Here is an 11,091-nt window from a genome sequence, read left to right as displayed (position 1 = left end):
CAGGGTATCTCAGAGGGCGCGGATCAAACCGTGCCCTTTGCCTAGGTTGATGACCCAACCGCTCCTCACCCTCAGCTACGCCCTTACCCCCGCCGACGCGTTGGCCTACGAATCGTTGCCGCGCGAGATGATCGGCTGGCGCAAGTGGGCGCTGCTGATCTGGCTTGGCGCCTCGGGTGGATCGGTGGCCTTCCTGCCGCCCGACTGGGTCGGGCCGGAGTGGAGCTGGCGGTTCTGGCTGGCGGCGCTGGTCCTGATCGCGGTCGGCTACGGCCTCGCGACGGCGGCGATGACCCTTGCGGCGCGCTGGCGCGCCCGAAGGCGCGCTCCCGCACCAGCTTCGGTGAGGCTCGAACAGTGGGGCGATCACCTGGCCGTGGATCGGGACGGGCACAAGTCCTTTGCGGCCTACGAGACCATCGCCGCGGTCACCATCACAGACGCTTACGTCTTCATCGACGTGCCCCCCGAGGTGATCCTTGTGCCGATCCGGGCCTTCGCAGATCGTGCGGAGATGGTTGCATTCGGCGAGGATGTGGACCGTCGCTCCAGCGAATCGCAGCCCTGACGGCGGCTTGCGTCATGACAGGGCTTGCCGCCCCCGAGTTGGTGGCGAGCGAAGGCAAAATCGCTCCAGTGGAGCGATTTTAGGTGAGAAGGCAATGAGAGCTACGCTCGAATGGCCGGCAAGCGGAGGGGGGAGTTGGGCACCGTGCTGCCCCACCCACCAGCTGTCATCCCAGCGAAAGCTGGGACCCAAGCATCAGCCCGCGCCAGCCGAGAGCTGGATCCCAGCTTGCGCTGGGATGACACCGAGTTGGTGGCGGGATAGCTCCCCCACGAACCGGCCCACCCAACAAACTTATCCCCCCACCTCCGGATGTCGAGGGTCATGGGAGTCGTCCCATGGCGGGTCGGTGTCGTGGGCAACCGGCCGACTGGTCAGGTCCCGTCCTGGTAACAGGGGTGTGGAGAGAACCAGCCGCGCACGCTCCCTCACGGCAGCGGTCTCACTCAGACCTCGATCTGACCGGCGCGGCGACGGCCGTTTCATTTGCGGACTACCCGCGTGGCCAAAACCGCGCCGGTCACCCCGCCCAGTTTTTTGACATCCTCCGGGTCCGGATGGCCGCCGGATGAATTGGTGTGCGCAAGGCACTGTGCTTTCCGGAGGTTCCGCAGAGCCAGTCCAGCGCTCGCCATCCGTTCAGGTTGAGAACTGCCGCCGCCTCCCCTAACTATTCGGGATGCGTGGTGTCGGTGGCAGGATGGGTGGGGGACGGGGCGGGGTGAATGGCCCCGACATTCCCACTGCCTTGCCCTTCGACAAGGGTGAGCGCCTGAAGACCCTCCGCCACCTCGGGCGTCTCTTCGCGCAGATGTGGCGCACCAGTCCGTGGCTGATCTCGCTCTCCATCGCGCTTCGCCTCGTCGTCGCCGTCCAGCCGCCGCTGGTGCTGCTGTTCACCAAGCTGATCATCGACGAGGTCGTGCACCAGACGGGCCTCCCGAGCCCCGGGCCGGGCCTCTCCGACTGGCTCGACAGCGGTCGGCTCACCTACCTGATGCTGCTTCTGGGTGGCGAGTTCATCCTCGTCTTCGCCCGCGACGCGTTCAATCGCGCCATCAACGTGGTCGACAACATCCTCGGCGAAAGCCACTCCAATGCCGTCAGCCTCGAGCTGATGCAGCATGCCGCCAAGCTCGACCTCAAGCATTTCGAGCAGTCCGAGTATCAGGACAGCCTCGAGCGCGCCCGCCGCCAGGCCTCGTCGCGCTCCACCGTGATCTCGCAACTGTTCGGCCAGGCGCAGGCGATGATCACCGCCATCGCGCTCGCCGCCGGGCTCTTCATCCATGCGCCCCTGCTGATCGGGCTGCTCGCCATTGCGCTCATTCCCGCCGTCTGGGGCGAGTTCCGCTTCAATCGCCTCGCCTACTGGATCTCGCACCACCGCTCGCCCGAGCGACGGCAGCTCGAATACCTGCGCCAGATCGGGGCCAGCGCCGAAAGCGCCAAGGAGATCAAGCTGTTCGGGCTGGGCGGGTTCCTCTCCGGCCGGTTCAGGACGCTGAGCGACCAGATCCTGATCGAGAACCGCAATCTGTCGATCCGGCGCGCCCTGCAGACCGGCCTGCTCGCCTCGATCTCGACCCTGACCTACTATGCCGCCTACGCCTATATCGTCTGGCGCACGCTGCATGGCGAGTTCACCATCGGCACGCTGGTCTTCCTGTCGGGCAGCTTCAATCAGCTCAACGGCTACCTGCAGCAGATCCTCATCGGCTTCACCCAGATCGCCGGACAGTCGCTCTATCTCGACGACCTGTTCAGCTTTTTCGAGATCAAGCCGGCCATCGTCGATCCTGAGCGCCCAAGGCCCTTTCCGGTGCCGGTCCGGCAGGGGATCGTGTTCGACAATGTCGGCTTCCGCTATCCCGGCTCCGATGCCTGGGCCGTGCGCCACCTGAGCTTCACCGTGGCCGCCGGCGAGACGCTGGCCCTGGTGGGCGAGAACGGCGCGGGCAAGACCACCATCGTCAAGCTGATCACCCGGCTCTACGACCCCGACGAGGGCCGCATCACCATCGACGGCATCGATATCCGCGAGTTCGCCCTCGCCGACCTGCGCACCCATATCGGCGCCATCTTCCAGGACTTCCTGCGCTACAGCTTCTCGGCCTCCGACAATATCGGTGTCGGCCGCATCGATGCGGCGGCTGACCGCGAGCGGATCGTCTCCGCCGCCGAGCAGAGCCTCGCGGACGCGGTGATCCGCAAGCTCCCCGAGGGCTACGACCAGATGCTGGGCCGCACCTTCGCCAAGGGCCACGACCTCTCGGGCGGCGAGTGGCAGAAGCTCGCCATCGCCCGCGCCTACATGCGCGATGCCGAGATCATCATCCTCGACGAGCCGACCGCGGCGCTTGACGCCCGGGCCGAAGCCGAAGTGTTCCAGCGCTTCAAGAGCCTCGCCGAGGGAACCACGGCGGTGCTGATTTCACACCGCTTTTCGACCGTGCGCATGGCCGATCGCATCGTCGTGCTCGCCGACGGCAAGGTCGAGGAGCAGGGCACGCACGCCGAGCTGATGGCCAATGGCGGCCGATACGCCGAGCTGTTCGAACTCCAGGCCTCCGGCTACCGCTGAGCCCGGCGATATCTGCCGACTTTGACTGTACCGAAGACGCTGATACAAACCCCATATCCATTGGGGGCGCTGAAGAGTCGTGAGCCGCAACTTCCTGCTTGTCGATCCGGAGGAGAGGCCCGAGGTGCTGAAGGCGCTCGCGTCCGAGGTGCGGGTGGCGATCCTCAAGCTGCTGCACATCGAAGGGCCGATGAACGTCAACGACATCGCCGCCAAGCTCAGGCAGCCGCAGTCGACGGTTTCCTCCAACATGCAGACGCTGGTCGATGCGGGGCTCGTGCGCACCGAGACGCAGAAGGCGCGCAAGGGCAACCAGAAGATCTGCCACAGCCTCTTCGACGAGGTGCTGGTGATGTTCAAGGAGGATATCCGGCCGCTCAAGGCCAACGCCATCGAAGTGGCCATGCCGCTGGGGCTCTATACCAGCTGCGAGGTCTCGGCGCCGTGCGGGCTGTGCTCGACCGAAGGCATTATCGGCCTGCTCGACGTGCCCGACACCTTCCTCGATCCGGACCGCATGCGGGCCGGGCTGATCTGGTTCACCCGGGGCTATCTCGAGTACCAGTTCCCCAACAATGCGCGTCTCGCGCAACAGAAGATCACCTCGATGGAGTTCTCGCTCGAGCTGAGTTCGGAAGTGCCCGGGACCAGCGCGGACTGGCCCTCCGACATCACCGTCACGGTCAACGGCCACGACATCGCGACCTGGACCTCGCCGGGCGACTTCGGCGACAAGCGCGGCGTCTATACGCCCGACTGGTGGAAGCTCAAGGGCAGCCAGTACGGCAAGCTCAAGGGGTTCCGGGTCACCGCCACCGGCACCTTCGTCGACGGGGTCAAGATTTCGCCGGTGTCGCTCAAGGAGCTCGACCTCGAAACGCACCACTCGATCCGGCTCAGGATCGGGGTCAAGGAGGATGCCAAGCACCCCGGCGGCATCAACATCTTCGGTCGCGGCTTCGGCAACTACGACCAGGACATCGTGCTCCGGATCGAGACGGAATAGCGCCCCAACGACCACCTGAAGCCCACAGGAAACCCAGGCTTGGAGCATGAACTTCGGCCCATCCTTCCGACCCCCTTGACGGGCCTTGGGCTGTTCCATATCAAGCTCAGCGATATAAATCACCAAAACCGGTGTTTAGGAGGGGCCGATGCGGGCGACGGTTACGGCGCACAAGGACTATACCATCTCGAGGATCGACGACCGGGTCTACGGGGCCTTTCTCGAGCACCTCGGGCGCGCCATCTACACGGGCATCTACGAGCCCGGCCACCCGACCGCCGACAAGAACGGCATGCGCGGTGACGTGGCCCAACTGGTCAGGGACCTCAAGGTCCCGATGGTGCGCTACCCGGGCGGAAACTTCGTTTCGGCCTATAACTGGGAGGACGGCGTCGGCCCGCGCGAGCAGCGCCCGACCCGGCTCGACCTCGCCTGGCATACCTCCGACAGCAACGCGGTCGGCGTGCACGAGTTCGCCGACTGGTGTGCCGCCGTCGAGACCGAGATGATGCTCGCCATCAACCTCGGCTCGCGCGGCCTCGACGATGCGCGCAACTTCCTCGAATACGTCAACGGCCCGACCGGCTCGTACTGGGGCGACCTCAGGAAGAAGAACGGTCGCGCCGACCCGTTCAACGTCAAGCTGTGGTGCCTCGGCAACGAGATGGACGGCCCCTGGCAGGTCGGCCACAAGACCGCCCACGAGTATGGGCGCCTCGCCAACGAAGTCGCCAAGACCATGCGCGCCTTCGACAAGAACCTTGAGCTGATCGTGTGCGGCTCGTCGAACTCGGACATGCCGACCTATCCCGAGTGGGAACGCGAGGTGCTCGAGCACACCTACGACAATGTCGACCACATTTCCCTGCACATGTACTTCGCCAACCGCGAGAACGAGCGCGCGCTGGCGGAAGGCGCGGCGGCGGACGTGCTGGCCAAGAACTCGGCCAACTACCTGGCGCTGAACGAGAAGCTCGACCGCTACATCGGTACGATCGCCTCGACCATCAACTTCGTGAAGTCCAGGAAGCGCAGCAAGCACAACGTCTACATCAGCTTCGACGAGTGGAACGTGTGGTACCACTCCAACAAGCAGGACCGTAAGATCCTCGACGGCAATGATGGCTGGCCGCACGCGCCGCGCCTGCTCGAGGACATCTACAACTTCGAGGACGTGCTGCAGGTCGGCCTGATCCTCAACACCTTCATCCGCCGCTCCGACGTGGTGAAGCTCGCCTGCATCGCCCAGCTGGTCAACGTCATCGCCCCGATCATGACCGACCCGGCCGGCCAGGCCTGGCGCCAGACGATCTACTATCCGTACTACTTCGCCTCGATCTACGGCCGCGGCACGGCGCTGAACCTGTCGGTCAGCTCGCCCGGCTACGACGCCGTGCACGGCGACAACATCGGCTATGTCGACGTCTCGGGCGTGCACAACGAGGAAGACGGGACGATCTCGTTCTTCGCCGTCAACCGCCACGCCACGGAATCGATCGACGTCGACCTCAGCCTCGAGGGCTTCGGCGCGGCCTCGGTGATCGACCACCAGGTGATGACGCACAGGGACCTGAGGGCCGTGAACACCGCCGCCAACCAGAACAACGTCGTCCCGGTCAAGGGCAGCGGCGCCAAGGTCGACGGCAAGCTGCTGAGCGTGAAGCTGGCCCCGTATTCGTACCAGATGATCCGCGTGAAGGTCTGAGGCAATCTGACCATTGACTGGTGGCGGGGTCGCAGCGAAAAGCAGCGATCCCGCTTCTCGTTCCGGTCCTCCCGGAAAAGTCCTCCGGCGCGCCGCTCCCACGGGGCGCTGGAGGGCGCTCGGGCTTTCCACCCCTCCCCCTTGAGGGTGGGGGTTGGGGGTGCGGGTCCATCGGTGATCCACTGAACCACCCCCTCCCTCGATCCCTCCGCTCAAGGCGGAGGGAGGCGGACCCGGTAGCTATTCAGAGCACTTTACCCTCGTCGCTCTGCATGCTCTGGCTGGGCCATGCCGAAATTCTCCGCCAACCTCTCCTTCCTCTATCCCGACCTGCCGTTTGCCGAGCGCTTCGCTGCTGCCGCCGCCGATGGCTTTCGCGCCGTCGAGTATGTCTCGCCCTATGAACTGCCGCCCGAAACGGTGGCTGCACTGCTGCGCGACAACGGCCTCGAACAGGCGCTGTTCAACCTGCCGGCCGGCAACTGGGCGGCCGGCGAGCGTGGCATCGCCTGCCTGCCGGGGCGGGTGGAGGAGTTCCGGCAGGGGGTGGAGACGGCGATCCGCTATGCCACGGCGCTGGGCTGCACGCGGGTGAACTGCCTCGCCGGCATCAGGCCGCCGCACCTCAGTATTGAAGTGCTGGACGCCGTGCTGGTCGAGAACCTGAAATACGCCGCGCCGCGCTTCGCCGCTGCCGGGGTGAAGCTGCTGATCGAGCCGATCAACAGCGTCGTCGATATCCCGGGCTTCTTCGTCGACAACACCATCCACGCCGACGGCATTCTCGACGCGGTGGGCAGCGACAACCTCTTTATCCAGTTCGATTTCTACCATGTGCAGATCATGCAGGGCGACCTGATCCGTAACTTCGCCTCCTTGCAGGACCGGGTCGCCCACGTGCAGATCGCCGACCATCCCGGCCGGCATGCGCCGGGGACGGGCGAGATCAACTACGGCTTCGTGCTGGGTGAGCTCGACCGGCTCGGCTACGACGGCTGGGTCGGCTGCGAATACCGCCCGCGCGGCGGGACAGGCGCGGACCTTGGGTGGATGGGTTCCCCTCCCCCTTGAGGGGAGGGGCTGGGGGGTGGGGGTCCATCGGTGATCCACTGAACCACCCCCTCCCTCGATCCCTCCCCTCAAGGGGGAGGGAGGCGGCACACATGCATTTGTTTCCGTTTCGTTCCCATGCTATCCTCGCCCCGAACGAGGACTTCTCCCATGGCCAGTCGCGCCGGAAGTGCCGATCTGCCGCTGCACGGCGGCAGGGTGCCGAAATGGCTGAGCGAGCGCATGGCGCGGCTCGGCGCGGTGATCTGCCAGGCCATCGCCCATGAATATGGCCGCGACGAACTGCTGAGCCGGCTGGCCAATCCGTTCTGGTTCCAGTCGTTCGGCGCCGTCATGGGCATGGACTGGCACTCGAGCGGCATCACCACCAGCGTCATCGGCGCGCTGAAGGGCGGGCTCAGGCCGCTCGAGCGCGAACTGGGCCTCCATATCTGCGGCGGACGCGGCCGGCATTCGCGCAAGACCCCGGACGAGCTGGTCGCCATTGGCAACCGGGTCGGATTCGACGGGGCGGCGCTGGCGAGGGCCAGCCGGCTGGTCGCCAAGGTCGACAGCGCCGCCGTGCAGGACGGCTTCGAACTCTACCTGCACGGCTTCATCGTCGCCGACGACGGCAAATGGGTGGTGGTGCAGCAGGGCATGAAGGGCGATGCCAGGACCGCGCGCCGCTACCACTGGCAATCGGCCGGGCTGAGCAGTTTCGTCGAGGCGCCGCACGCGGCGATCGAAGGCGCGGGGCAGGGGGTGATCGTCAACCTGACCGATGTTCGCGCCGCCCGCTCCCGCAGCGCGCAGACCGAGCTGCTTGGCGGCATGGGAGTGGATGCCATCGTCAGGGAGGTCAGCCGCATCGAGGGCATCGCCGAGCCCGCGCCGGCACAGAGCGACGAGCCGCTGCTGCCGCATCTGATCATGCCCGAGCACCACGACATTCGCCCCAAGGACGTGATGCTGCGCCGCCTGCACGGCAGCCTCGCCGCCGCCGCCGACCGGGCGCCGGAAGATTTCGCCGAACTGCTGCTGGTGCCCGGCGTCGGGGCCCGCACCGTCCGCGCCCTGGCGCAGGTGGCCGAGGTGGTGCACGGCGCTCCGCACCGTTTCGCCGATCCCGGGCGCTTCGCCATGGCGCATGGCGGCAAGGACGGGCATCCTTTCCCGGTGCCGCTCAAGGTCTATGACGAGACCATTCGCGTGCTGAAATCGGCGGTCGGCAAGGCGCGTCTGGGCGCCGACGAGGAACTGGCGGCGATCCGGCGCCTCGACGTGCAGGCCCGCGCCATGGAGGAGGCCGGCGGGCCCGGCTTCCACGACTTCATCGCCGAGGAGCGCCGCCGCGCCCCGGAATATGGCGGGCGTACGGTGATGGACGACAGGCCCAATGCTTATGCGCGGGCGAAGATGCGGGTGTAGGACGTGATGAATCCACCGTCAGGCTGGGGGCTGAACAGCTTTACCGCCGCATTCGATGCCGCGAGAGAGAACCAGTACGCCACGTTTCATAACAAGGCGCCAGCCAAGGACGATCTCGTGCAGATTGACTGGTTACTTTGGCGCCTTCTCGAGGGAAAGATAGACCCCACTCCACTCCAGCCGATGAACTTCTTTTTAAGGTCGCACTCGTGCTTCAGAGCAGCATCGGCGTGCGCAATGGCGGGTCAAGTCTATGAGGCCGTCGTACTGCAGAGGGCAACCCTAGAGGCCGCAGCATACGGACTTCACATCGGTCCAAACGAACAAAGGACTCAGCTGTGGTTTTCGCGTGGCAACTCTGCCGCAGCGGCTGAGCGAGTCAGGAAGGAATTCAGTTTCGGAAGCCTTAAGCGCCACTTTCGCCAAGACTTCCCCGACATAGCATCGGCATTTGTGTCTCTGTACGAGACGTTGATTGACTTTGGTGCACACTCCAATGAACCAGGGCTCTCGATCAGCACGAACATTCGGCAAGAGGAAGGAAAGCGAATGTTTGACACTGTCTACTTGCATGGCGACGGCCTTCCACTGGACTTTGGGCTGAAGAACGCCGCTCGCGTTGGGCTTTGGACGATGCTTGCGTACCAGAAAGTGTATCCGGGTCAGTTCGATCTAGCACATGTTGCCGAGGCGGTTCAGGAGATGACGTCTCGCCACTAGACAAGATGCCGCAAGAAGGGCGCCACCTGGGCGCCCTTCTCGTATTCGCTTGCAGGGTTAGGCCAGTCTAGTGGCTCGGGCTGGGCGGCAGGCCCTTGGCCTTGCGCCAGGCCTGGTACTCTTCCTCGGCGTCGGGGTGCAGCGGGTAGTAGCGGCGGAGCGATTCACCGGCGGTGAGCTTTTCGCGGCTGAACACCTCCCACTCGGCGTGCTTCTTCGAATCCTCGATCACCTTTTCGGCCATCGACTGGGGCAGGACGATCACGCCGTCGTCGTCGGCCATGATGATGTCGCCCGGGATGACCATGACGCCGCCGCACGAGATCGGCACGTTCACCGCCGATGGCCAGATGGAGACCTGCACGTGATAGTTCGGGGTCCAGCCGCGCATCCAGATGGCGAGGTCGAGCTTGTCGACGTTCGGCTTGTCGCGCATGACGCCGTCGATGACGATGCCGGCGCCCTTGCGGCCCTTGAAGTAGGTCGACATCATGTCGCCGAACACGCCCGAGCTCATGTCGCCGCGGGCATCGACGACGACTACGTCGCCTTCCTCGACTTCATACAGCACGTGGCGGTGCAGCTGCGTCTCCGGATCGGCGTATTCGCCCTCGCTGAACAGGTCCGGGCGCTGCGGCATGAACTGCAGGGTGAGGGCCGTGCCGACGATCGACTTGCCCTTGTACTGGCTGACCGGGCCGACCATGTGCGGGTTGCGGAAGCCGGAATGGCCGAGCGAACCGGCGACGGTCGCGGTGCCGATGTCCTTGAGCGCGTTGATGATGTCCTTGCTCGGACGCTTGAAGGGCGGAATCTTCGCTTGAATGATGGCCATGTTGTCCTCCTGAAAAATTGGTCGGGCCTACCAGTTCGTAACCGAACCGTCGTGGCGCTTGAGATGGGGCGCTTCCCAGAACTTGAAGCTGTCCCGGTCGAGCAGCTTTTCGTTGATCTCGATGCCGAGGCCGGGGCCGTTCGGCACCCTGAACACGGCGCCATCGAGCATCGGCATCTGCGGGAACAGCTCCGCCGTCGGCGTGCCGGCATAAAGGTCGGTGGCGTTGGCGCGGACCTCGAGGGCGAAGAAGTTCGCCGTGGCGGCAGAGAAGTGGATGGTCGCCGCGGTGCAGATCGGGCCGAGCGGATTGTGCGGCATCAGGTCGACATAGTGCGCCTCGGACCAGCCGGCGACCTTCATCGCCTCGGTGAAGCCGCCGACATTGCACAGGTCGAGCCGGTTATACTGGTGGATGCCGCGCTCGATATAGGGCAGGAACTGCCACTTGGAGGCGAACTCCTCGCCGACGGCGAACGGCACGTCGGTCAGGGTGCGCAGCGACTCGTAGGCCTCCGGCGTCTCGTCGCGGATCGGCTCCTCGAGGAAGTCGAGCGTGCCCGACGGCATCTTCTGGCAGAAGCTGGCGGTTTCGGCGACCGACAGGCGGTGGTGGTAGTCGATGCCGAGCACCACGTCCTCGCCCAGTTCCTTGCGGGCCCGGATCAGGAACTTCGCGGTCTTGCCGATGCTCTCGCGCGGCTCGAAGATGCCCGATGCGTCGTTCCAGGCGGCGGGGAAGAAGCGGATGGTGTTCCAGCCGCGCGCCATCAGCGCCTTGGCCTGTGCGATGGTCTCGTCGCCATCGTCGGTGATCGATCCGGTGGAGGCGAAGGTCGGGATGACCTCGCGATGCTTGCCGCCCAGGAGCTCGTAGACGGGAACGCCCAGCGCCTTGCCCTTGATGTCGTGCAGCGCGATGTCGAGCGCCGACTGCGCCGCGGTGAGCACGCGCCCGCCCTCGAAATACTGGCTGCGATAGAGCTCCTGCCAGATGGCGCCGATGCGGAACGGGTCCTTGCCGATCAGGAACTCGCGGAAATGCTCGAGCGCCCCCACCACGGACTTCTCGCGGCCCGAAAGGCCGCTTTCGCCCCAGCCGAAGATGCCGGCGTCGGTCTCGACCTTGACGATCAGCTGGTTGCGATGGCCGACCCAGACGGGAAACGGCTTGATGTCGGTGATCTTCACG

At 65.3% G+C, this 11,091-nt stretch carries 8 protein-coding genes; 6 read left to right on the top strand and 2 right to left on the bottom strand.

Annotated features, from left to right (window positions below; translation table 11 throughout):
• Positions 1–49 precede the first annotated feature (49 nt).
• The 6 genes from J0I99_RS08505 to J0I99_RS08480 all read left to right on the top strand — a co-directional run bounded on the left by J0I99_RS08505 (position 50) and on the right by J0I99_RS08480 (position 8,344).
• Positions 50–568: a hypothetical protein gene (locus J0I99_RS08505; RefSeq protein WP_291397081.1), complete on the top strand. Its 519-nt coding sequence runs from the start codon at positions 50–52 to the stop codon at positions 566–568.
• Between the two features lie 721 nt (positions 569–1,289).
• Entirely contained in the window at positions 1,290–3,152 is a 1,863-nt protein-coding gene (locus J0I99_RS08500; protein ID WP_291397080.1) for an ABC transporter ATP-binding protein, read from the top strand.
• Between the two features lie 79 nt (positions 3,153–3,231).
• Positions 3,232–4,158 (top strand): transcriptional regulator, encoded by a 927-nt coding sequence (locus J0I99_RS08495; protein ID WP_291397079.1) that lies wholly within the window; start codon positions 3,232–3,234, stop codon positions 4,156–4,158.
• A gap of 148 nt (positions 4,159–4,306) precedes the next feature.
• Positions 4,307–5,863 (top strand): alpha-N-arabinofuranosidase, encoded by a 1,557-nt coding sequence (locus tag J0I99_RS08490; RefSeq protein WP_291397078.1) that lies wholly within the window; start codon positions 4,307–4,309, stop codon positions 5,861–5,863.
• A 288-nt stretch (positions 5,864–6,151) separates the two neighbouring features.
• Positions 6,152–6,934, top strand: a complete 783-nt coding sequence (gene hyi / locus J0I99_RS08485) for a hydroxypyruvate isomerase (protein ID WP_291397077.1) — start codon at positions 6,152–6,154, stop codon at positions 6,932–6,934.
• Positions 6,935–7,084: 150 nt separating this feature from the next.
• Complete coding sequence (locus tag J0I99_RS08480; protein WP_291397076.1) at positions 7,085–8,344, top strand: DUF763 domain-containing protein; 1,260 nt, start codon at positions 7,085–7,087, stop codon at positions 8,342–8,344.
• 787 nt (positions 8,345–9,131) lie between these two features.
• On the opposite strand, the gene J0I99_RS08475 is transcribed toward J0I99_RS08480, so the two are convergent.
• Both J0I99_RS08475 and J0I99_RS08470 read right to left on the bottom strand, forming a co-directional pair.
• On the bottom strand, positions 9,132–9,899 hold the full coding sequence (locus J0I99_RS08475) for a ribonuclease activity regulator RraA (RefSeq protein ID WP_291392936.1): 768 nt from the start codon (positions 9,897–9,899) through the stop codon (positions 9,132–9,134).
• A gap of 27 nt (positions 9,900–9,926) precedes the next feature.
• Positions 9,927–11,090 (bottom strand): mandelate racemase/muconate lactonizing enzyme family protein, encoded by a 1,164-nt coding sequence (locus J0I99_RS08470; RefSeq protein ID WP_291397075.1) that lies wholly within the window; start codon positions 11,088–11,090, stop codon positions 9,927–9,929.
• Between the last annotated feature and the right edge of the window lies 1 nt (position 11,091).

This window comes from Devosia sp. (genome assembly GCF_017307495.1).
Lineage (GTDB): Bacteria > Pseudomonadota > Alphaproteobacteria > Rhizobiales > Devosiaceae > Devosia_A.
Note: the sequence above shows the minus strand (reverse complement) of the source record. Positions and strands in the feature narration are given on the sequence as shown.